We start from the raw sequence: 20,998 nt of genomic DNA, 5'->3' as shown, positions 1-20,998 counted from the left end.
GTGCCCCCTGAGCGAGACGGCGCAGCGAGGACGAGCGCGTTCGTGTCCGAGACCCCCCCCAGCAGACGGCGTCGGACCGAACCCCGCTCGCGATGGCGTTCCTGACATGGCATCTTCCCGGACGACAGGCGAGAATAAAACCCCCCCTCGGTCGTTTCGGACCGTTTCGGGCCCGCTGTCGGACGGTTTCGCACCGTTGCAGCGCCGACGGGAAGGCCGGGCCTACGCGCCCGGCGGCCCGAGGCGAAACGGTCGGAACGGTCCGGGAGCCGCCGCCGAGACGGGCCGACGCCCCCGATCCGTGCAGTTACGTCGGTCCGGTGAGAGGCCCGGACGATGACGCGAACGTCCTCGACGCTGGAGGCACGGTTCCCGACGGATCGACGCGCCGCGCTCGCGCGGCTGGCGACGGGACCGGACGAGGACGCACACGCAGCCGTCGATGCCGCCGGCCGGGACGCGACGGGCGCGGCCGAGGGGCGGCGCGCTGGCTCCGGGAGCCGTCGCCACACACCGGCGAGCCGCTCCGGCCGTTGCCCGCGGCCGGCGTCGACGACGTCGAGGCGGCCGTCGACCGGGCGCGGGCGGCACAGCCCGGATGGGCGGACCGATCGGTCGGGGAGCGGGCCGCGGTGCTCGACCGGGTGGCGGACCTCGCGCTCGACCGCCGCGGGGCGCTCGCGGACGCGGTGCAGGCGGAGACCGGGAAGGAGCGCGAGGGCGCCTACCAGGAGGTGTGGGGCGTCGCCGCCAACGCCGACTACTACGCCGAGCGCGCGCCGGGGCTGCTCGGCGCGACCCGCCGCCGGGGGCGCTCCCGTTCGCCACGCGCACGACCGAACACCGTCACCCCGTGGGCGTGGTCGGGCTGGTGACGCCGTGGAACTACCCGCTCACGCTCGTCGTCTCCGACGCGCTCCCGGCGCTGGTCGCCGGCAACACCGTCGTCGTCAAGCCCGCCGAGGCGACGCCGTACACCGCGCTGGCGGCCCGCGAACTGCTGCTCGACGCCGGCGTCCCGCGCGACTGCTTCCTCGTCGTCCCGGGCACCGGCGAGACGGCGGGCACGGCGCTGACCGAGCGTGTCGACTTCGTCGGCTTCACCGGCAGCACGGCCGTCGGCCGGGAGGTCGCGGCCACGGCGGGGCGGCGGCTGGTCGACGCCTCGCTCGAACTCGGCGGCAAGAACCCGATGGTGGTGCTGGGCGACGCCGACGTCGACGCGGCCGTCGACGGCGCGGTGGCGGCCTGCTACCCGAACGCGGGGCAGTTGTGCGTCTCCGTCGAACGGATCTACGTCGAGGACGCGGTCTACGAGGCGTTCCGCGACCGGCTCGTCGCGGCGACCCGCGGGCTCTCGCTCGGGGTCGACTTCACACACGACCCGGACGTGGGCTCGCTCATCGGGCCGGAGCAACTCGACCGGGTCGCCGGCGCGGTCGACGACGCGGTCGCGGCGGGCGCGGAGGTGCTCACCGGCGGTCGCCGCCGGCCTGACGTGGGACCGTACGTGTACGAGCCGACGGTGGTGGAGGGCGCCGGCCCCGACGACGCCGTCGTCCGCGAGGAGACGTTCGGCCCCGTGGTCACGCTCCACCGGGTGGCCGACGCCGACGAGGCGGTCGAGCGCGCCAACGACACCGACTACGGGCTGCACGCGTCCGTCTGGAGCGGCGACGCCGACCGCGGCGCGGCCGTCGCGCGACGGATCCGTTCGGGTACGGCGTCGGTGAACGACGCGTACGTCTCGGCGTACGCCGCCGTCGACGCGCCGATGGGGGCCGCGGCGACTCCGGGCTCGGCCGCCGCCACGGCCGCGAGGGGCTACTGAAGTACACGGAGTCGCAGACGGTCGCGGTGTCCCGGACGGGCGCGCTGACGCTGCCGGACCCGCCCCTGCGCGGGCCGGCCGCGCGCGTCGGGAACGCCCTCCTGCGGGCCGGGATCCGGGTGTCGCGCGCGCTCCGCGGGTTCCCCGGGCGCGGGGGCGGCCGATGACCGACGGGACGACGGTGCTGCTCACCGGGTTCCCGGGGTTCCTCGGGTCGGCGCTCGTCGAGCGGCTCCTCGACCGCCACGGCTCGGCGGACCGGCTCCTGTTGCTGGTGCAGTCCCACTACCGCGAGGCGGCCGAGCGCCGCCGGGCGGACCTGCTCGACGGCGCGGCGACCGCCGACGGCGACGGGGACCTGCCGACGGTCGACCTCGTCGAGGGCGACATCACCGACCCGGATCTGGGCCTGCCCGACCACGAGGCGGTCGCCCGGGAGACGTCCCTCGTGTACCACCTCGCGGCGGTGTACGACCTCGGCGTCGACCGCGACCTCGCGGAGGCGGTGAACGTCGACGGCACCCGCCACGTGCTCGACCTCTGCCGGGCCGCCGCCGCGGCCGGCGGGTTCGACCGGCTCCACTACGTGAGCACCTGCTACGTGAGCGGGCGCTACGACGGCGTGTTCACCGGGGAGATGCTCGCCGAGGCCGGGCCGTTCAACAACCACTACGAGGCGACGAAACACCGGGCGGAGGTGCTCGTGCGCGAGGCGATGGCGGGCGACGAGGGCGACGATGGCGACGGGGGCGACGACGGCCTGCCGGCGACGGTGTACCGGCCGGCGATCGCCGTCGGCGACTCGGCGACCGGCGAGACACAGAAGTACGACGGCCCGTACTACCTGCTCTCGCTCGTCCGCCGCCAGCACCGCGTCGCGGTCGTGCCCCGACTCGGCGACCCGCGGGCGACGACGCTGAACCTCGTGCCGCGCGACTACGTCGTCGACGCCGTCGAGGCGCTCAGCGGGATGTCCGGCACCGTCGGCGGCACGTACCAACTGTGTGACCCGAACCCGCCGACGATCGCGGAGCTGTACCGGGCGTTCGGGCGCGCGACCGGCCGGCGGATCCTCCCGGTGCCGACGCACCCGCGGCTCGCGAAGGCGGCGTGTTCGGCGCCGCTCCTCGGCGACCTGCTCGACCTGGAGCCGGAGACGATCCCGTACCTCACACACCCGACGGAGTACGCCGACGGCGCGACGCGGCGCGCGCTCGCGGGGACCGGCGTGGCGCCGCCGGCCTTCGGCTCGTACGTCGACCGGCTGGTCGCGTACGTGCGCGACCACCCCGAGGTGACCCCGGACGCGATGACCTGACGCGCCCGGGGCACCCGCGTCGCCGCCCCGTCCCGGGGCGCGCCTTCATACGGTTCGCGCGCGTCGTGTCACACATGGCGGAGGTAACCCTCATCGACCGCGGACGAGTGCGAGCGGACCACGGCTACGTGGTCGACGGCGCGACGATGGCGAGCGCGGCCGACCCGAACCCGGACCACGAGCGGATCGAGTTCGTCGTCTGGAACGCCGTGATCGAGGCGGGCGGCACCACCTACCTGTGGGACACCGGGGTGCCGACCGACGCGGCCGAGGCGTGGCCCGAACCGCTGTACGGCGCGTTCGAGGCCCACGACGCCCACGAACACACCCTTGAGGGCGACCTCGCCGGCGCGGGGTACGACCTCGCGGACGTCGACGCGGTCGTGATGAGCCACCTCCACCTCGACCACGCCGGCAACCTCGACGCGTTCGCGGGCACCGGCACGCCGGTGTACGTCCACCGCGAGGAGCTCGGCTTCGCCTTCTACTCGGCGCACACGACGGAGGGCTCCATCGCGTACCTCGCGGACGACTTCGACGGCGACCTCGACTGGCGCGTGGTGAAGCGCCACCGACACACGCTCGCGGACGGCTTCGAGTTGCTCCACCTCCCCGGCCACACCCCCGGCCTGCTCGGCGCGCGCGTCGAGACGGACGCGGGGACGCTGCTGGTCGCCGGCGACGAGTGTTACGTCGACGCCAACTACGCCGACGGCGTGCCGCTCGGTCCCGGCTTGCTGTGGAGCGACCGCGACTGGCGCGAGAGCTTGGAGACCCTGCGCGAACTGGAGCGCCGTCACGACGCCGACGTGCTGTACGGCCACGACCTCGACCGGTTCGAGACGCTGGCGGCGCGTTACTGACCGTCCGCGACGGCCTCGACGGCGATGTCGAGGTCGCCGTCGACGACCACGTCGCCCCCCACGGTCGGGAGGTCGTACCGCAGGGCGGGGTCGCCGTCGGCGTCGGTCACCGTCGCCGGCCACCGGAGCATCGTCGCGAACGCGTCGTAGCCGAGGCGGTCGACGCCGGCGGCCGCCAGCGCCTCCCGGAACGGCGTCCGGTGGCTGACCACGGTCGCGCCCGGCGCGATGCCGCCCTCCGCACACACCCGGCAGGTGGTGCGCACGACCGCGGGCATCGTAACCCCGCAGGCGGAGCACGGTTCCTCGCCCCCGTCGTGGTCGTCGCACACCTCGATCGTTGCGGTCGACTCCCCGCCACACCGCGGGCAGATCCCGTCCCCGAACATCCGCGCGCGGTGGCAGAACCGCCCGTGGGACCGGTCGAGCAGCGCCCGCGGCGCCGTCTCGACGGCGTCGCCGACCGCGCCCGCCGGGACGGGGATCGAACTCAAGGCCCCGTCGGGCACGAGGTCGAGCCCCAACGCCCCCGGGCACTCGGTACAGCAGGCCACGACGTACCCGCCGGTGTACGTCACCGTCACCGGCGCCCCACAGCGGTAACACGCCGCGTTCGTCTCGCCGGCGGCGCTCCCGGCGGTCGCGGCGACCGCCCCGCTTTTGATCGTGTGGACCAGCTCCCGCCCCGGCGACAGCAGGACGTAGCCGTGTTCGCGCTTCCCGACGAACTCCCCGAGGAGCTGGTTGAGGTGGTAGCCGAACTGGCCGCTGTCCTCGATCCCGACCGCCTCCCGCAGTTCGGTGTACCGGACCGGCGCCCCGTCGCGGTCGCCGCCGCCGAACTCCTCGTGGAGCGCCTCGAGGATCGCCACGCGGATCCGGTTGCCGAGGCGGGCGAACGCCTCCTCCGGCGCGCCCGTGGCCGGCGTACCGGCGTCCTCGCGCTCGTCGTCGCGCCCCCCGGTGTCGCTCATTCCCGGGAATTGGACGGGCTGGGCGCATAAGCGTGGCCCCGACCCCCGCCGCGTCGACAGTCCGTAAACCCCTTTACCCGAGTCGGTTTACGGGACGCCCATGAGTACGACAACCGAGGGAGTCGACCTCGTCGGCGAGGAGGTCGTCGGCAACCTCGCGCGCGCCGCGCTGTTCGCGGCGCTGACGGGCGTGTTCGCGTACGTGTCGTTCCAGCTTCCGGTCACCTCCGTGCCGTTCACCCTGCAGGTGCTCGGCGTGTTCCTCGCGGGCGTGTTCCTCGGCCCGGTCTGGGGCGCCGCGTCGATGGCGATCTACGTCGCCGCCGGCGCCGTCGGGGCGCCGGTGTTCGCCGGCGGCGGCGCGGGACTGGGGTCGCTGTTCGGCCCGTGGGGCGGCTACCTCTGGTCGTACCCGTTCGCCGCCGGGGTCGTCGGGCTGGGCGTCCACGGCGCGGGCGAGCTCGTCGACCCCGGCGACGCGAGCCTCGCGCGGCTCGTGGGCGCGATGGCGGCGGCGACGCTGGTCGTGTACGCGTTCGGCACGGCCGGCTACGCCCTCGTCAACGACGTGAGCCTCGCGACGGCGGTGCTCGTCGCCGCGGTGCCGTTCGTCCCCGCCGAGGCGATCAAGGCCGCCGCGGCCGTCGCCGTCGTCCGCAGCGACGCCGTCGTCGCGCGCTGACCGGCCGTGATCGAGACGCGCGGCTTGACCCATCGGTACGACGCCGGCCCCGACTCCGACGGCGACAACGACGACGGCGACGGCGGGGGCCGTGTCGCCGCACTCGCGGACGTGTCGCTGCGGATCCCCGACGGCGAGTTCCTCGTGCTCGCGGGCGCGAACGGCTCCGGCAAGTCGACGCTGGTGCGCCACTTCAACGGCCTGTTGACCCCCGACGAGGGGACGGTGACCGTCGACGGTACGCCCGTCGGCGACGACCTCGTCGCCGCGCGCACCCGCGTGGGGATGGTGTTCCAGGAGCCCCGCGACTGCTTCGTCGCCGCCACCGTCGCCGCCGACGTGGCGTTCGGCCCCGAGAACCTCGGCCTCGACCGCGCGGCGGTCGACGCCCGGGTCGAGGCGGCGCTGGCGGCCGTCGAGATGGCCGGCCGGGGCGGCGAGCGGATCGACCGCCTCTCGGGCGGCGAGCAGGAGCGCGTCGCCATCGCCGGCGCGCTCGCGATGGAGCCCGCGCACCTCGTCCTCGACGAGCCGTTCGCCGGGCTCGACGAGCCGGCCCGGGCGTCCGTCCTCGCGCACCTGCGCGGCCTCCACCGGAACGGCACCAGTGTCGTCCTCGTGACACACGACCTCCGCGACGTCCTCGCGCCGGCCGACCGGCTCGTCGTGCTCGCCGACGGCGAGGTGGCGGTCGACGGGCCGCCCGCCGAAGCGGTCGAGGCGCTCGGGGAGGTCGGCGTCCGGCGGCCCGACTGATGCTCGCGTACGACCCGGGCGAGTCGGCCGCCCATCGCCTCGACGCCCGGACGAAACTGCTCGTCCAGACCGCGTTCGCGGCGGCCGCGTTCGCACACACCACCCCGTCGGGCCTCGCCGCGCTCACCGCGCTGGCCGTCGTCCTGCTCGCCGGGTCGGCGACGCCGGTGCGAACCGCGCTCGCGGAGTTCCGCGTCGTCCTCCCGCTGCTGGCGGCGGGCCCGATCGTCGAGGCGCTGCGGCTCGGCGCGCCGTGGGTCGAGCCGACGGCGGCTGTCGCCCCCGCGCTGGCCTCCTACCGCAGCCTGCTGTTGCTCGGCCTCGCGGCCGCGTACGTCCGCACCACCCCGGTGCGGGAGTCGGAGGCCGCCGTCTCGTGGCTCGTCCCCGGACGGCCGGGCCGACTGCTCGGCGTCGGGGTGGGCCTCGTCTTCCGGCTGCTCCCCGTGTTGCAGGCGGACCTCGCGCGCACCCGCGAGGCGATGCGCGCCCGCCTCGGCGACGAGCGGCCGCTGCGCGACCGCGTCCGCATCGTCACGACCGCGGGGCTGAACCGGGTGCTGGGCCGGACCGACCGGCTGGCGGTCGCGCTGCGGGCGCGCTGTCTGTCGTGGAACCCCACCCCGCCGCCGTCGTCGCTCGACCGGGGCGACGCCGTCGCTGCCGCGCTCGCCGCCGGGCTGCTCGCGTGGGCGGTCTGGCCCGCCGGCGCCGTCTGAGCGACGCCGCCCGAGAGGCCGGCCGGCGCGGCGTCCTCGCGCCCGCGGCGGGTCGCGGACGAATCCCGACGCGCTTTTATCGGACCGCGGTAGAAGGTCGGGACGAAATGAGCGAGCGCGAGGCGGAGGACTGGCTGATCCGGTATCTGGTGGTCATGGTTGTCGGCGCGACCGCCCTCCTGGCGCTCATCTACGGGCTCGTGTTCGCTCCGAGCGCGGCGCTCGTGGTGGGTTCGCTGGTCGCCCTGCTCGCGGTGTTCGCGGTCGTCGGGATCGACCTGCGCTCCTGGCGCGCCGCCTGAGACGCCGTCGCGGTTCTACTCGCCGGCGTCCGCGAGCCGGCGGAGCTCCTCGTCCGACAGCGACAGCTCCGCCGCGGCGACGTTCTCCCGGAGGTGCTCGACGCTGGAGGTGCCCGGGATGGGGAGCGTCACGTCCGAGTGGCCGAGCAGCCACGCGAGCGCCACCTGCCGCCGGGTCGCGTCGTGGCCCGCCGCGACGTCGTCGAGCGCGTCGCCGACCGCGCCCAGATCGCCCGCCGCGAGCGGGAACCACGGAACGAAGCCGACGTCGGCGTCCTCGCAGGCCCGGAGGACGGCCTCGTCCTCGCGGTTCGCGACGTTGTACTGGTTCTGGACGGTCGCCACCTCGACGTGCTCGCGCGCCTCGTCCAACTGCTCGACCGTGACGTTCGACAGGCCGACGTGGTCGACGTGACCCTCGTCTTTCAGTTCGGCGAACGCCGCCACGCTGTCCGCGAACGGGGTGTCGGGGTCCGGCCGGTGGAACTGGTACAGGTCGATGGTGTCGACCCCGAGGCGGTCCTTGCTCACCAGCACTTGGTTGCGGATGTAGTCCGGGTCGCCGTGGGGGAGCCAGTCGCCGCCCGCCTCGCGGAGCAGGCCCGCCTTCGTCGCGACCACCGCGTCGTCGACGACGCCCGCTTCGCGGAGGAGACGCTCGGAGGTGCCGGGGCCGTAGGAGTCCGCGGTGTCGACGAAGTCGACGCCGTGGTCGACGGCGGCGCGGGCCACGGCGCGTGCGTTCCCCTCGTCGTCGGGCGCGCCGACGATCCCCTGGCCACAGAGCCGCATCGCGCCGAAGCCCAGCCTGTTGACCGTCGTCTCCCCGTCGAGATCGAACGTGCCTGCCGCCGCCGCGTCGGGTGTGTCGCTCATGCGACCGTGCCGTCGGTCGCCGGGGGGATAGTCGCCACGGCGACGGAAGCCGGCGCCCTACGCCGGGCCGAGGTAGCCCCACGTCTGGAGGCGGTCGCCATCGCCGTCGACCCACCGCTCACCGATGTCGTCGCGGTAGTAGAGGTTCGGAATGACGATGTCGTCCACGCGCTCGTAGGCCCGTCGGCGGGCGTTCTGCATCGTGTCCCCTTTCCCGGTGACGACGAGCGGCATGCCGCTCTCGCCGGCGACGCGCCACTGCCCGTCGACCCGCTTGGTGTCCTCCAGGTGGATCCCCTCACGGCTCTCGGTCCGGAAGACGACCGCGGCGTTGCGCGAGTTCTCGTCGTACGTCTTTCCGTCGTCGAAGGGGAACGGCGGCAAGACGACACGGACACCGATCTGGTAGCCGTTGTGAACCTCCAACTCGGGGTCGTTCCCGTGGGCCAGGTCGGAGAAGAACTGCCCGGTCGAGGACTCGAACGACTCCTCTTGGAGCGCGATCGTCGGATAGCCGAACCGTGGAGTGAACTCCAACGGGTAGATGCCGGTCTCGTTGACGATGCAGTTGATGTCGATACTCCCGACGTACCCCTCCTCCGCGAGCCAGCCTTCGAGCTTGCCGAACGTCTCCTCGAACAGTTTGTTCCGCCCGCCCCAGAACATCGACGTCCCCATCTCGCCCGTCGACGGGCCGATGTTTCCAGGGAACAGCTTCTTGTGCTCGAAATTGAAGTTGACCTGGTCGATGAACCGCTCGCCGTTGAAGAACCCACAGATGGCGATCTCCACACCCTCGACCTTCCGCTGGAGCTGGAACCCCTTCATCCGGTGTCCCCACGCCTTCTTGTAGGCACGCAGGACGTCCACCACGTCGCTGCCGTCGTCCTCGTTGCCGACGTAGAGGAGTCGCTTGACGTTCTGTACCTCCCCGAGCGGCTTGATCACGTACGGGGCGGGATGCTCTCTGACGTGCTGGATGCCGGCGTCGAAGTCCTCAAAGACGTGGTGCTCGATCGTGTTGACTCCGTGCGATTCGAGGACGTCCATTGCGTAGCCGCGATCCTCTTCGAGCTGATCGGTGTTCGGGGTGCCACCGACGACTGCTTTCCCTTGCTCCCGGAGTTCCTCAGCGAGCGCACCTGTACCGACGTCCGAGCCGACCCAGATGTCGTCGAAGATGATCACGTCGGCCCACTCCACCTCACCACGCCAGTCGTCCGTCTTGGGGACGAACCCGTCGCCGATTTCGTCGTCCGAGTCGGCTTCGATGTAGTACTTCACGTCGTGGCCCTCCCGATGGACTTGCCAGGCCAGGTCGGTGATCAGCGCGGCGTCGGCTGAGACGAACAAGAAGTTCTCGGCATCCATACCCGCACGCCGCCACGGGGCCTGAAATAGCCACCGACGCGGACCGCGAAACCGTGACACGAGAGAACGACACACGGTCGTCCGGAGCCGATCCGTTTTTGACTGACTGGCCAGTTAGTTAGTTCGAACGCGGCCGCTGCGCCGCACCCCTCACCCCCGACACGATGAGCAACGAGCAGGACACACGGACGGCGTTCATGGAGGCGACGTACCGCGCGCTGTGCAAGCACGGGTACGCCGACCTCACCATGCAGGACATCGCCGACGAGACGGACAAGAGCAAAGCCGCCCTCCACTACCACTTCGACGGGAAGGACGACCTCTTCCGGTCGTTCCTCGCGTACCTCCACGAGGGGTTCCTCGAGGAGATCGCCGACCACCCGGACGGCACGCCCGTCGAGCGACTGGTCGCGCTCGTCCGTCGGGTGCTCGACCCCGTCGACGACGAGGGCGACCGCCAGTTCAACACGGCGTTCATGGAGATCAAAGCGCAGGCGCCGTACCGCGACGGCTACCGGCAAGTGTTGCGCCGGTTCGACGCCGACCTCCACGGCGAGGTGGCCGCGCTCGTCGCGGCGGCGGTCGAGGCCGGCCAGTACGGCCCCGACACCGAGCCCGACGAGATCGCCGACCACGTCCTCACGTACATCCACGGCACGTGGACGCGCGCGGCCGCCATCGGCGCGGACGTGGTGAGCATGCGCGAGCACCTCGTCGAGGACCTCCTCGACCTGCTCGTCGACGGCGCCGAGGTGCCGGTGAGCCCCGCTCACACCGACGCGACGACCGTCGAGGAGCCAACGGACGCGGCCGCCGACGACGGGACCGAGGAGGTCACGTCGCGATGAGCGTCCGCGAACGGCTCTCCTCGGTGTTCAAGGGTCGCGAGGAGTTCGACCTCACGGACGGGAGCATCGGGAAGCCGTTGTTCTACCTCTCGTTGCCGATCGTCGTCACGAACCTGCTCCAGACGGCGTACAACCTCGCGGACACCCTGTGGCTCGGGCGCTACAGCACGGAGGCGCTGGCGGCGATCTCGTTCGCGTTCCCGATGGTGTTCCTGCTGTTCTCGCTCGGGATGGGGATCACCGTCGCGGGGTCGGTGCTGGTCGCCCAGCACGTGGGCGCCGAGGAGGAGGACGAAGCGAAGTACGCCGCCTCCCAGACGGTGTCGTTCGCCGTCCTCGCGTCGATGGTGCTCGGCGCGGCCGGCTACGTCGTCGTCGGCGACTTCCTCGCCCTGCTGGGGGCGTCGCCGGAGGTCCTGCCCGGCGCCACGGCGTACATGCGCATCATCTCGGCCGGGCTCCCGTTCATGTTCGGCTTCTTCGTGTTCACCGCGCTGATGCGCGGCTACGGCGACACGATCACGCCGATGCTGGTGATGCTGCTCACGGTCGTCGTCAACATCGTCATCGACCCGTTCCTCATCTTCGGGTGGTGGGTCTTCCCGGAGCTCGGGGTCGCCGGCGCCGCCTACGCGACGATCTTCTCGCGGGCGCTGGCGTTCGTCGTCGGGATGGCGGTCATGCTCCGGGGGAACCGCGGCGTCCAGATCGTGCCCGTGGACATGGTGCCGAACCTCACGTACGCCCGGCAGATCGTCCGCATCGGGGTTCCCGCCTCCGTCGAGATGACGGGGCGCTCGCTGTCGGTGAACCTGATGCTCGTCATCGTCGGGCTGTTCCCGACGACCGTCGTCGCCGGCTACGGGATCGGCGTCCGGGTGTTCTCGGTCATCTTCCTCCCGGCCATCGCCGTCGCCCGCGGCGTCGAGACGATGACCGGGCAGAACATCGGCGCGGGCAAGCCCGACCGCGCGGCGACGGCCGCCGGCCTCGCGGCGAAGTACATGTTCGTCATCCTCGCGGCGGTCGGCGTCCTCACCATCTTCGCGGCGCGGCCGATCGCGGCGCTGTTCACCCCGGATCCCGAGGTGGTCACGGTGACCGCGGACTTCCTCCGGTGGGTCGCGCCCACCTTCGGGTTCATCGGCGTGATGCGCGCGTACACCGGGAGCTTCCGGGGCGCAGGGAAGACCATGACCGCCGCCGCCATCTCGATCCTGATGCTCGGCGTCATCCGGATCCCGACCGCGCTCGGCCTCGCGCGCCCCGACATCGCCGGGATCCCGATCCCCGCGTTCGACTCGACGGGGATCTGGATCGCGTTCGCCGTCTCGAACACGGCCGGCGCCGTCATCGCCTACCTCTGGTACCGCCGCGGGACGTGGCGCGACGCGGACCCGCGCGGAACCCCCGCCGACGACGACGAGCGCGACGCCGCCCCCGCACCGACCGACGACTGACGGCGCGGCTCACCGTCACCGACTGGCTGACAGGCGACGCCGTCTCCTGCGTTCCGTCGACGGCAGGTGGGGAGGGTCGCGGACCGCGGCGTCGCACACCCGCGTTCGGTCCGCGTCGACCGTCAGGCCACCCGGGGCGTGGTCTCCCTCTTGGTGATAAACGCTCGCGGACGACGCGCCGATACGGAGATGTCGTTCGCCGGCGTAGATGTGGGATGGAGATCGAGTTCGAGATCGACGGGCAGCGACGCGGACCGAACGCCGGCGACGACCCCGTCGTCGAGGGGGCGCGGATCCGCGTCGCGAGCGACCTCGCGACGACGGCGTACCGGAACATCTGGCAGGTGAGCGTCGACGACCTCGACGACCTGCAGCGTCGCGCGGACGCCGCGTGGCTGTGGGTGACGCCGCCGCGCTCGAACGGGACGGACGCCCGCGTGGTCGCCGTCCCGAAGCGTCGCTGACTCCCGGGAGCCGGGACCCGGCCGTGTCCTTTTGCCCGACCGCCGGGTAGATCCGACCATGAGCACCGAACGCGACGCCGCGAGGGTCGCGGCGGACGAGGAGCGGGTGTGGCTCGCGGAGCGCACCTACGGCGACGACGAGCTGAACCTGATCATCCTCGTGTACGCCACGACGGACGGCGAGCGGTACGTCCGCAAGGAGCGCGCGCTGACGAGTTTCGCCGACCAGCGCGAGACGCCCGTGTCGATGGTGGTCGCGCGCGACCAGTTGGGCGCCGTCGACGACGAGGACCGCGAGCGGTACGCGACGGAGGCGACCCGGATGGCGGCCGAACACGGCCCGACCGACACGATCTGAGGCGGGCGGGGCGGTCGGTAGTGGACACGGTTTTCACGGGCGACTCGAAGGAGTCGGTATGCTCACCGCGAAGGGACCGCTCCTGACGGTCGACGTGACCGACCGAACCGTCGAGGAGACGGACATCTCGGAGACGCTCGCGGAGTTCATCGGCGGCCGGGCGGCCGCGACGGCGCTGGCACACGAGCGCATCCCGACCGACGCCGACCCGTTCGGCCCGGAGAACCGCGCGTACCTCTCGACGGGACCGCTCCAGCTGAGCCGGATGAGCTTCACGGGGCGGATGAACATGACCGCGCTGTCGCCGCTGACCGACGGGCTCGCCTCCACGAACGCCGGCGGCTACCTCTCGCGCAACTTCGCCGACACGGGCTACTCGGTCGTCGAGTTCGTCGGCGCGAGCGACGAGCCGCTCGCGGTCCACGTCCGCGACGACGGCGTTGAGTTCGAAGCCGTCCCCGACCTCGCGGGCGCGGAGGTGTCCGCGGTGTCGGAGTACGTGGCCGACGAACACGACCTCGGCCCCGAAGACTGCATCGCGGTCGGCCCGGCCGGCGAGAACCTCGTGCGCTTCGCCTCGGTGATGACGTTCGACTCGCGGGCGTTCGGCCGCGGCGGCCTCGGCGCGGTGCTCGGGAGCAAGAACGTCAAGTGCGTCACCTTCGCGGGCGACGGGAGCGCCCGGCCGGACGTCGAGGTGGCGAACCCCCCCGGCAGCGGACGTCCACCGGGAGGCGGCCACCTCCGACGACCGCATGAAGCGACAGGGGACCACCGGCGGCACGGAGTTCATCAACGACAACTTCGCGCTGCCGACCCGCTACTTCGACGAGTACGAGTTCGAGTCGGCGGCCGCCATCGGCGGCAACGCCGTCGAGGAGAAGAAGTACAAGCGGGGCGCCTGCTCGCAGTGCGCCTACGCCTGCAAGCTCCCCACGCGCGACGAGGAGCGCGGCGTCGAGACGGAGGGGCCGGAGTTCGAGACCGTCTACTCGTTCGGCTCGTGTCAGGGCGTGGGCGACATCGTCGACGTGATGGAGGCCAACGAGCTGTGCGACGAACTCGGGATGGACACCATCTCCGCGGGCGTCACCGTCGCCGCCTACCTCAAGGCCGAAGACGAGTTCGGCAACGCCGCGTTGGCCCGCGAGGTGCTCCGCGAGATCGCGACGCGGGAGACCGACCGCGGCGACCTGCTCGCGGAGGGCGTTCACCGCGCCCACGAGGAACTCGGCGTGACCGACTACACGGTGAAGGGGATGGAGTTCGCCGCCCACGACGGGCGCGTCCTCCACGGCCAAGGGCTCAGCTACGCGGTCGCGAACCGCGGCGCCGACCACATGTACGCCGGGATGCTCGGTTTGGAGTACTCGGGCGAGTTGGACCCGGAGGGCACCCTCGGGAAGGCGGAGCGGCTGGTCCACGAGGAGAACCGCAACGTGATCCGCGACTCGGGCGTCGTCTGCGCGTTCGCGGGGGACTACGTCACCGACGACCGCCTCGCCGCGCTGCTGGAGACCGACTACGAACACCTGCTGGAGATCGGTGCCCGCGTCGTCGCGCGCGAGCGCCACTTCAACAACCGTCGCGGGAAAGACGTCGCGGACGACCGCCTCCCCTACGACGACGAGGTGCCGGACCTGGAGGCGGCCCTCCAGGAGTACTACGCGGCGCGCGGGTGGAACGCCGACGGTACCGTCCCCGACGACGCCCTCGACTCGCCGACCGAGACGGCGGTGGGGTACGGGGCCGTCGCCGACGACTGAGACCGAGACGGGGGCGGGGAGCGACGCCCCGCCGACCGTCCGCGGGCCCGCGCCTCACCCGCCGTACACCGACGGGACGAGCCGGATCACGTCGCCGTCCGTGAGCGGCGTGTCGAGGCCGTCGAGGTGGCGGACGTTCTTCTTCGCCTTCGTCACCACCGTCGAGCCGGCGGTGGTGCCGGCGGCCTCGTCGACGAGCCGCCCGGCGAGCGCGGGGTAGTCGCGCTCGAGTTCGCGGAGCAGGCCGCCGACCGTGGTCGCGGTCGTCTCGCGGACCACCGCGTCGACCCCGGCGTCCTCGCGGAAGGGGCCGAACAGCCGACACTCGACTTCGATCGTCACGTCGGGGGGTTCGTCCTCGGCGGCTTGTAATTTCCCACCGCGGCCGGCCCGACGGACTCTTGCGCGCCCGTCCAGTAGCGCGACCATGAGCGACGACGGCGACACGTTCGGGGTCGGGATCCACGTCGCCGACGACGAGTTCCGGTTCGTCGTCCACGTCCCCTCGGACATCGACTCGGGGTGGGACGACCCCGACGAGTTCCAGCGGCGCATCGAGCGGGTGACGTGGGAGACGCTCGACCAGCGCGAGACGCTCCGCGCGGTCGCCCGGACCGCCGCCGTCGACGAGACGGTCACGCTCGGCACGGTCACGATGCGACCCGACGGCGAGGTGGTCGCGCACACGTTGGCGCCGCCCGAGGAGTGACCGACGGGCGAGGGCGGCCCTCCGGCGACGGGGAACGGGCGCGAGAAGCGAGGGGACGACCGGTGGTGCGCCGCGGGCGCGTCAGTCGTCGGCGTCGTCGAGCACCGCGCCGACGGCGTCGACGCGGGCCGGGTCGTGACCGGTGAGGTCGTAGCGGTTCGCGGCGACGGTGTCGCCCCAGACGCCGAGCGCGCCGAGCTTCACCAGCGCCTGCAGCGCCGCCCCGAGCGTCCGCGGCGTCGTCTCGGGGTCGGGGATGGCGGCGTGGACCTGCTTCGACTGCGGGTACGTCATCCCGACGGCGGTGAGTCCGCGGCGCGCCTCCGTCCAGTGGCGCCGGAGGTAGCCGAAGTTCGTCGGGTCGGTCTCGCGCAGGTGCGCCACGAGCCGCTCGGCGAGGGCGCGGTCCGCGGCGGCGTCCGCGCCGGGGAGGCGGCGCGCCAGCGCCGACACCGCCTCGCCGTCGCCGCCGACGCGCGCGTGGAACTCGACGCCGAACTCCGCCGCGAGGGCGAGCAGGTCGTCGACCGCGGCGACCGGGTCCGCGTCCGCAGGCAGCACCGCCCCGAGGTCGTCGACGACCACGGAGCCGGCGTCCCCCGTGACCGTCTCCTCGAGCACCTCGCGGAGGTAGCCGACGAGGTCGGGCATCGGTCCCTCGGCGGTCGCCAGCACGACGCCGCCGCCGACGGCGCGCCCGTCCGCTCCGGGGGCCGCCGCGGCCGCCCCGCGCACGGTGTCGTCGACGCTGACGAGGTAGGACCGCCGCGGCCCGTCGCCGTTCGACCCGGTCACCGCCCCGTGCCACTCGTCGACCGACCCGTCCGCGATCAACGCGACGTGATCGCCGCCGGCGACGGACGCCGCGTCCGCGAGCGAGGTCGTGTCGGCGTGTAGGGCCCCGACCGGTCGCTCGATCCCCTCTGCAGCCATATCGAACAGACGTGACGCCGGATCCGACATAAATTTACTGGGGGAAGTATCGCAAGTGATGGCGGAGTTTTGAGGCTGGGCCCCGTAGCGGGGTCGATGGCAGGGCAGAGGGACCCGGACCGGCCCGTGGAGGCGGTGCAGGACGCCGCGATCGAACACGCGCTGACCGCCGGCGAGTCGCGTCGCGCGCTCGCGCTGGTCGGCGCGCTCGACCCGCTGCGCGCGGCCGCCGGCGAGGACCCGGCTCTCACCGCGCTGTCCACGACGCTCGTCTCGTGGGTCGGCCTCCGCGAGCGCGACCCGGCCTTCGGCGCGTCCCCGTCCGCCCCTCCGACGGCGCCGACCCCGCGCACGACCCCGGTCGCGGGCGGGCCGGACGACGGGTCCGGGGGTCGGGACACGCGCCGGCGGCGGTCGGCGCGGCCGTCGCGTGTGAGCGATTCGACGTGTCACCGGCCCGAGCGGCCTCGCTCGCGGGGTGTGGGCGGGCCGCGGTCGAGCGGGCGCTGGCCGACCGTCGGTGAACGACCCCCGAGCGCCGATCCGACCGGGAGCGGGCGACCACCGAGACACCCGGCTTTATAACCTGTCGGTTTATAAAGGGAGAGTGAGGAACGACGACGCATGACGGACCCGGCAGAATCCATCGAGATTCAGAACGTTGTAGCATCGACGGGGATCGGGCAGGAGCTCGACCTCGAAGCGCTGGCAGAGGACCTCCCGGGTGCCGACTTCAACCCGGACAACTTCCCCGGCCTGGTGTACCGCACGCAGAACCCCAAGGCGGCCGCGCTCATCTTCCGCTCGGGGAAGATCGTCTGCACCGGCGCCAAGAGCATCGACGACGTCCACGACGCGCTCGGGATCATCTTCGAGAAGCTCCGCGGGCTGAAGATCCCCGTCGAGGACGACCCCGACATCACCGTCCAGAACATCGTCTCGTCGGCGGACCTGGGCCACCAGCTCAACCTCAACGCCCTCGCCATCGGCCTGGGCCTCGAGGACGTCGAGTACGAACCGGAGCAGTTCCCCGGTCTCGTCTACCGCATGGACGAGCCGGACGTGGTGATCCTCCTGTTCGGCTCGGGCAAGATCGTCATCACGGGCGGCAAACGGACCGACGACGCCGAGGAGGCCGTCGAGGAGATCGTCGACCGCATCGAGGCGCTCGGCCTGCTCGGGTAGGGTCGCCGGTCCCGGATCGGCTCCCCGATCGAGCGCCCGCGGCGACCCGGTAGGACCGGCCGTCCGTGCCTCCGCGTGGCACGGGTGTCACTACCGGGGAAACAGGTATATACTCCGGACACACACTCGGTACCATAGTGGCTTCCCGACAGGGCGCCGCCGACGCCGCCCCGGCGTCGGCGCACACCGGTCGCGGCGGCTCGTACACGAACACCCGGGCTCGGACCCGCTCGCCCGGCACCCCCGAACGGGGACGAGACGTCTCCACCCCTCCCGAACGCGACCCGGGGCTGTACGCGCAGACCGACCACTTCAGACACCGCCTCCGCCAGCAGGGCCGCTACATCACCCTCCCCGTCGCGGGCGACGCCATCAGGAACGGCCAGCTCCGCTGGAACTCGACCGACGGCTGGCGGTTCGCGGTCGTCCGCGACGGCGTCCGGTTCGTCGTCGTCGTGGGCGACACGGAGACCCCGTCGCCGGTGCTCGTCACCGGCTGGACGGAGGTCGACGACTGGGAGACGGCGCTGGCGTCGGACCGGTGGAGCGAGCACGACGTCCACACGATCCGGCTCCGCGCGGACCTGTCGGAGCACAAGGACCGACAGATCCCGGGCCGGATCCGTCCGCGGGTCGTCGCGCGCCCGTTCGCGGTCGGCGGCCACCGCGTCCGCACCGCCGCCGGCGAGGGGCACGTCGAGTGTGCCGACTGCGGCGCACGCTTCCGCTCGAAGCGCGAACTGTGCGAACTCCCCTGCGACGACCGGTAACCGCCCGCCGGCGCTCGCGGCGGTCCGCGACCGCGGCCGCCGCCCTCACCGCTCGGCGGAGTCGGCCGGGGCGGAGACGACGGCGCCGTCGGCGGCGACGAGCACCCCCACCAGCCGTCGACGTCCCCGTCGAGCATGTGCTCGGGCACCAGCGGCGCGGCGACCGGCGCGAAGCCGCCCGCGCGCATCGCCTTGACGCCCGGGAACGTCTCGACGGGGCGGCCACGGAAGTCGAACACGCGGATCCGCTTGTCGGCGTCGCGCTCGTACCCGTACGGGAACGTCGCGCGCGGCGGGCAGTCGAGCGCGCCGACGCCGTCGAGGGCGCCCAGCACCGTCCCGTCGTCGGCACGCAGTTCCAGCCGGAACGTCTCCCCCTCGCCGCTCTCGCGCCACTCGACGGCGTCGCCGGCCGGCACCGCGGCGTACCCGCCCTCCGCGAGCGGGACGCGGTCCGGCCCGTCGAAGAACACGCGCCGGCCCTGCTCGTCGGCGGAAACGACGCCCAGCGGGGGCGCGAGGAGGTCCGCGACGGCGTCGGCGGTCGCGCGGTCGTCGACGACGAACAGGGTCGCGCGGTCGTGGTTCCGGTTCGTCCACAGCCGCGAGAGCACCGTCGTCGGGTCGGCGTCCGCCAGCGGGTCGAGCGCGGTCTCGACGGGGTCGCCGAACGGCGCGTCCGCGCCGTCGCCGGGGACGGCGACCGCCGGCGGTTCGGCGCCGCTGTCGGGGTAGGACACGTCGTACCCGCGTTCGCGCATGGCGTCGGCGCCGGCGTCGAGGAGCCGCGTCGTCATCGCCCGACGTAGGGGCCGTGGGGTCAAGTCGCTTGCGCGGGGTGACCGGGCGCCGCCGGCGCGGCGCCGGGACGAACGGCGGCCATTTACCCGGCGGCCGCGTACGCCCCGTCGATGACGGACGACGACGCCCCCGCCCCCGACGCCGACGACGCGGACGAGGCCGCCGACGCGACGCCGGGCGCGGCGGGCGACGACGCGGCGCACGACGCGCCGTCCCTGACGATCGACCGGTTCTACGACGCCGTCGAGGCGACCGAGCGGCCGGTCGTGACGGCCAGCGACGTGGCCCGCGAGACGGAGCGCGAGCAGGGTGCCGCTCGCGAGCAGTTGGACGCGCTCGTCGACGCGGGGACGGTCGACCGGCTCGACGTCGCCTCGGACCCCATCGTCTACTACCCGAACTCGTGGGGCGACCTCGCAGAGCGCGAGCGGGTCGTGCTGTTCCCCTCCCGGCGGCAGGTCGTCGTCGACCAGCCGACCCAGTACACCCGGGCGATGCTGGCGGACTTCGCCCACCTCGTCGACTCGACGGGGACCGAGCCCGGGACCCGCGGCTACCTCTACGAGATCCGGCAGGAGGACGTCTGGGCGGCGCCGTTCGAGGAGTTCGGCGAGCTGTTGGCGCGGATGCGCTCGGTGCTGCCGCGGCGCTCGCCCCACCTCGAGGAGTGGGTGGAGAACCAGTGGAAACGGGCGCGCCAGTTCCGCCTGCGGACCCACGAGGACGGCTACACCGTGTTGGAGGCCGACCGCGAGGAGCTGATGGGCAACGTCGCCCGCCAGAAGCTCGACGCGTCGGTGTTGCAGGCGGATCTCTCCGACACCGCCTCGTGGGTGAACGACGAGGCGATCGGCCGCCTGAAGCGGGTGCTGTACGAGGCGGGCTACCCCGTCGTCGACCGCCGCGACCTGGAGTCGGGCGAGCCGCTCGACGTGACCCTCGAGACGGACCTGCGCGCGTACCAGGCCGACTGGGTCGAGCGCTTCGCCGAGCAGCGCGCCGGCGTGTTCGTCGCGCCGCCCGGCTCGGGCAAGACCGTCGCGGCGCTGGGCGCGCTGGAGGCGGTCGGCGGCGAGACGCTGATTCTCGTCCCCTCCCGCGAGTTGGCGGGCCAGTGGAAGACGGAGATCCTCGCGCACACCGACCTCGACGAGGACCGGATCGGCGAGTACCACGGCGGCGAGAAGGCGATCCGCCCGGTGACGATCGCGACGTACCAGACCGCCGGGATGGACCGCCACCGTTCGCTGTTCGACTCCCGGGAGTGGGGGCTGATCGTGTACGACGAGTGCCAGCACATCCCGGCCGACGTGTACCGCCGGTCGGCGGACCTCCAGAGCAAACACCGACTCGGCCTGTCCGCGACCCCGGTCCGCGAGGACGACAACGAGGAGGAGATCTTCACGCTGATCGGCCCGCCGATCGGCACCGACTGGGGGGCGCTGTTCGACGCCGGCTTCGTGCAGGAGCCGGAGGTCGAGATCCGGTACGTGCCGTGGCGCGACGACGACGCGCGCAACGAGTGGGCCAGCGCGGACGGGCGCGAGCGCCACATGGCCGCCGCGCGCAACCCCGCGAAGGCCGAGGAGGTGCGCCGCCTCCGCCGACAACACGGCGACGCGCGGGCGCTTGTGTTCGTCGACTACCTCGACCAGGGCGAGGCGCTCGCCGCCGAGTTGGGCGTCCCGTTCGTCTCCGGGGAGACGCGCCACCACGTCCGCCAGCGGCTGTTCGAGGAGTTCCGCCAGGGCCAGCACCGCACGCTCGTCGTCTCGCGCATCGCCGACGAGGGGATCGACCTCCCGAACGCCGAACTCGCCGTCGTCGCCTCCGGCCTCGGAGGGAGCCGCCGGCAGGGCGCCCAGCGCGCGGGGCGGACGATGCGGCCCGCCGGCTCCGCGCTCGTGTACGTGCTCGCGACGCGCGGCACCAGCGAGGAGGACTTCGCCCAGCGGCAGATGAACCACCTCGCGGAGAAGGGGATCCGGGTCCACGAGCGGACCGTGGAGTAG

21 protein-coding genes and 1 pseudogene are annotated in these 20,998 nt (G+C 72.9%); 16 read left to right on the top strand and 6 right to left on the bottom strand.

The features are described from left to right. The first annotated feature begins 533 nt into the window (after positions 1-533). The 4 genes from P0R35_RS04275 (at position 534) to P0R35_RS04260 (ending at position 4,012) form a co-directional block, all read left to right on the top strand. A complete protein-coding gene (locus P0R35_RS04275) occupies positions 534-875 on the top strand; it encodes an aldehyde dehydrogenase family protein (protein WP_284013979.1) in 342 nt (113 codons plus the stop codon). Continuing rightward, entirely contained in the window at positions 860-1,831 is a 972-nt protein-coding gene (locus P0R35_RS04270) for an aldehyde dehydrogenase family protein (protein ID WP_284013978.1), read from the top strand. Before P0R35_RS04275 ends, P0R35_RS04270 begins: the two co-directional genes overlap by 16 nt. A 163-nt stretch (positions 1,832-1,994) precedes the next feature. Continuing rightward, positions 1,995-3,149: an SDR family oxidoreductase gene (locus P0R35_RS04265; protein ID WP_284013977.1), complete on the top strand. Its 1,155-nt coding sequence runs from the start codon at positions 1,995-1,997 to the stop codon at positions 3,147-3,149. 74 nt (positions 3,150-3,223) lie between these two features. Continuing rightward, positions 3,224-4,012 carry an N-acyl homoserine lactonase family protein gene (locus P0R35_RS04260; RefSeq protein ID WP_284013976.1) on the top strand — a complete coding sequence of 263 codons (789 nt, stop codon included), beginning with the start codon at positions 3,224-3,226 and terminating at the stop codon, positions 4,010-4,012. Here the strand turns inward: P0R35_RS04260 and P0R35_RS04255 are convergent. Further along, on the bottom strand, positions 4,006-4,986 hold the full coding sequence (locus P0R35_RS04255) for a winged helix-turn-helix domain-containing protein (RefSeq protein ID WP_284013975.1): 981 nt from the start codon (positions 4,984-4,986) through the stop codon (positions 4,006-4,008). The genes P0R35_RS04260 and P0R35_RS04255 overlap by 7 nt on opposite strands. Before the next feature lie 100 nt (positions 4,987-5,086). On the opposite strand from P0R35_RS04255, the gene P0R35_RS04250 reads away from it, so the two are divergent. The 4 genes from P0R35_RS04250 to P0R35_RS04235 all read left to right on the top strand — a co-directional run bounded on the left by P0R35_RS04250 (position 5,087) and on the right by P0R35_RS04235 (position 7,445). Beyond that, the gene (locus P0R35_RS04250; RefSeq protein ID WP_284013974.1) at positions 5,087-5,668 is read left to right on the top strand and encodes a biotin transporter BioY; all 582 of its coding nucleotides are present in this window, start codon (positions 5,087-5,089) and stop codon (positions 5,666-5,668) included. A gap of 6 nt (positions 5,669-5,674) precedes the next feature. Next, on the top strand, positions 5,675-6,424 hold the full coding sequence (locus P0R35_RS04245; protein ID WP_284013973.1) for an energy-coupling factor ABC transporter ATP-binding protein: 750 nt from the start codon (positions 5,675-5,677) through the stop codon (positions 6,422-6,424). Next, positions 6,424-7,143, top strand: coding sequence for an energy-coupling factor transporter transmembrane component T family protein (locus P0R35_RS04240; RefSeq protein WP_284013972.1), 720 nt, complete (start codon positions 6,424-6,426; stop codon positions 7,141-7,143). The genes P0R35_RS04245 and P0R35_RS04240 overlap by 1 nt, the downstream gene beginning before the upstream one ends. A 107-nt stretch (positions 7,144-7,250) precedes the next feature. Further along, positions 7,251-7,445 (top strand): hypothetical protein, encoded by a 195-nt coding sequence (locus P0R35_RS04235; protein WP_284013971.1) that lies wholly within the window; start codon positions 7,251-7,253, stop codon positions 7,443-7,445. A gap of 15 nt (positions 7,446-7,460) precedes the next feature. On the opposite strand, the gene P0R35_RS04230 is transcribed toward P0R35_RS04235, so the two are convergent. Beyond that, a complete protein-coding gene (locus P0R35_RS04230) occupies positions 7,461-8,321 on the bottom strand; it encodes an aldo/keto reductase (protein ID WP_284013970.1) in 861 nt (286 codons plus the stop codon). Between the two features lie 57 nt (positions 8,322-8,378). Beyond that, positions 8,379-9,692, bottom strand: coding sequence for a phosphoribosylamine--glycine ligase (locus P0R35_RS04225; protein WP_284013969.1), 1,314 nt, complete (start codon positions 9,690-9,692; stop codon positions 8,379-8,381). 164 nt (positions 9,693-9,856) lie between these two features. Between P0R35_RS04225 and P0R35_RS04220 the strand changes: the two genes are divergently transcribed. From P0R35_RS04220 to P0R35_RS04200, 5 genes and pseudogenes are all read left to right on the top strand, one after another. Beyond that, positions 9,857-10,540: a TetR/AcrR family transcriptional regulator gene (locus P0R35_RS04220; RefSeq protein ID WP_284013968.1), complete on the top strand. Its 684-nt coding sequence runs from the start codon at positions 9,857-9,859 to the stop codon at positions 10,538-10,540. Then, positions 10,537-12,000, top strand: a complete 1,464-nt coding sequence (locus P0R35_RS04215) for an MATE family efflux transporter (protein ID WP_284013967.1) — start codon at positions 10,537-10,539, stop codon at positions 11,998-12,000. The genes P0R35_RS04220 and P0R35_RS04215 overlap by 4 nt, the downstream gene beginning before the upstream one ends. A 215-nt stretch (positions 12,001-12,215) precedes the next feature. Continuing rightward, the gene (locus P0R35_RS04210) at positions 12,216-12,464 is read left to right on the top strand and encodes a hypothetical protein (protein ID WP_284013965.1); all 249 of its coding nucleotides are present in this window, start codon (positions 12,216-12,218) and stop codon (positions 12,462-12,464) included. Between the two features lie 58 nt (positions 12,465-12,522). Continuing rightward, positions 12,523-12,822, top strand: a complete 300-nt coding sequence (locus P0R35_RS04205; RefSeq protein ID WP_284013964.1) for a DUF7967 family protein — start codon at positions 12,523-12,525, stop codon at positions 12,820-12,822. A 58-nt stretch (positions 12,823-12,880) separates the two neighbouring features. Next, positions 12,881-14,588: pseudogene (locus tag P0R35_RS04200) on the top strand (aldehyde ferredoxin oxidoreductase family protein). Positions 14,589-14,642: 54 nt separating this feature from the next. Here P0R35_RS04200 and P0R35_RS04195 read toward each other — a convergent pair. Continuing rightward, positions 14,643-14,930: a MoaD family protein gene (locus P0R35_RS04195; RefSeq protein WP_284013963.1), complete on the bottom strand. Its 288-nt coding sequence runs from the start codon at positions 14,928-14,930 to the stop codon at positions 14,643-14,645. Positions 14,931-15,015: 85 nt separating this feature from the next. Between P0R35_RS04195 and P0R35_RS04190 the strand changes: the two genes are divergently transcribed. Next, positions 15,016-15,297, top strand: a complete 282-nt coding sequence (locus tag P0R35_RS04190; RefSeq protein ID WP_284013962.1) for a DUF8124 family protein — start codon at positions 15,016-15,018, stop codon at positions 15,295-15,297. A gap of 81 nt (positions 15,298-15,378) precedes the next feature. Here the strand turns inward: P0R35_RS04190 and P0R35_RS04185 are convergent, their stop codons facing one another. Next, positions 15,379-16,230 (bottom strand): hypothetical protein, encoded by an 852-nt coding sequence (locus P0R35_RS04185; protein WP_284013961.1) that lies wholly within the window; start codon positions 16,228-16,230, stop codon positions 15,379-15,381. A gap of 624 nt (positions 16,231-16,854) precedes the next feature. On the opposite strand from P0R35_RS04185, the gene P0R35_RS04180 reads away from it, so the two are divergent. After that, a complete protein-coding gene (locus P0R35_RS04180; RefSeq protein ID WP_284013960.1) occupies positions 16,855-17,415 on the top strand; it encodes a TATA-box-binding protein in 561 nt (186 codons plus the stop codon). 340 nt (positions 17,416-17,755) lie between these two features. Here the strand turns inward: P0R35_RS04180 and P0R35_RS16560 are convergent, their stop codons facing one another. Continuing rightward, entirely contained in the window at positions 17,756-18,982 is a 1,227-nt protein-coding gene (locus P0R35_RS16560; RefSeq protein WP_345782758.1) for a hypothetical protein, read from the bottom strand. 114 nt (positions 18,983-19,096) lie between these two features. On the opposite strand from P0R35_RS16560, the gene P0R35_RS04170 reads away from it, so the two are divergent. Beyond that, a complete protein-coding gene (locus tag P0R35_RS04170; RefSeq protein WP_284013959.1) occupies positions 19,097-20,998 on the top strand; it encodes a DEAD/DEAH box helicase in 1,902 nt (633 codons plus the stop codon).

The organism is Halobaculum litoreum (genome assembly GCF_030127125.1).
In the GTDB taxonomy this organism is placed as follows: domain Archaea; phylum Halobacteriota; class Halobacteria; order Halobacteriales; family Haloferacaceae; genus Halobaculum; species Halobaculum litoreum.
The sequence above is the reverse complement of the archived record's forward strand: the minus strand, read 5'-3'. Positions and strand labels throughout refer to the sequence as shown.

Coding starts and splice junctions, on each gene's coding strand:
- P0R35_RS04265 (WP_284013977.1), top strand. CDS start 1,995: ATGACCGACGGGACGACGGTGCTGCTCACCGGGTTCCCGGGGTTCCTC.
- P0R35_RS04260 (WP_284013976.1), top strand. CDS start 3,224: ATGGCGGAGGTAACCCTCATCGACCGCGGACGAGTGCGAGCGGACCAC.
- P0R35_RS04255 (WP_284013975.1), bottom strand. CDS start 4,986: ATGAGCGACACCGGGGGGCGCGACGACGAGCGCGAGGACGCCGGTACG.
- P0R35_RS04250 (WP_284013974.1), top strand. CDS start 5,087: ATGAGTACGACAACCGAGGGAGTCGACCTCGTCGGCGAGGAGGTCGTC.
- P0R35_RS04240 (WP_284013972.1), top strand. CDS start 6,424: ATGCTCGCGTACGACCCGGGCGAGTCGGCCGCCCATCGCCTCGACGCC.
- P0R35_RS04235 (WP_284013971.1), top strand. CDS start 7,251: ATGAGCGAGCGCGAGGCGGAGGACTGGCTGATCCGGTATCTGGTGGTC.
- P0R35_RS04230 (WP_284013970.1), bottom strand. CDS start 8,321: ATGAGCGACACACCCGACGCGGCGGCGGCAGGCACGTTCGATCTCGAC.
- P0R35_RS04225 (WP_284013969.1), bottom strand. CDS start 9,692: ATGGATGCCGAGAACTTCTTGTTCGTCTCAGCCGACGCCGCGCTGATC.
- P0R35_RS04220 (WP_284013968.1), top strand. CDS start 9,857: ATGAGCAACGAGCAGGACACACGGACGGCGTTCATGGAGGCGACGTAC.
- P0R35_RS04215 (WP_284013967.1), top strand. CDS start 10,537: ATGAGCGTCCGCGAACGGCTCTCCTCGGTGTTCAAGGGTCGCGAGGAG.
- P0R35_RS04210 (WP_284013965.1), top strand. CDS start 12,216: ATGGAGATCGAGTTCGAGATCGACGGGCAGCGACGCGGACCGAACGCC.
- P0R35_RS04205 (WP_284013964.1), top strand. CDS start 12,523: ATGAGCACCGAACGCGACGCCGCGAGGGTCGCGGCGGACGAGGAGCGG.
- P0R35_RS04190 (WP_284013962.1), top strand. CDS start 15,016: ATGAGCGACGACGGCGACACGTTCGGGGTCGGGATCCACGTCGCCGAC.
- P0R35_RS04185 (WP_284013961.1), bottom strand. CDS start 16,230: ATGGCTGCAGAGGGGATCGAGCGACCGGTCGGGGCCCTACACGCCGAC.
- P0R35_RS04180 (WP_284013960.1), top strand. CDS start 16,855: ATGACGGACCCGGCAGAATCCATCGAGATTCAGAACGTTGTAGCATCG.
- P0R35_RS16560 (WP_345782758.1), bottom strand. CDS start 18,982: ATGACGACGCGGCTCCTCGACGCCGGCGCCGACGCCATGCGCGAACGC.
- P0R35_RS04170 (WP_284013959.1), top strand. CDS start 19,097: ATGACGGACGACGACGCCCCCGCCCCCGACGCCGACGACGCGGACGAG.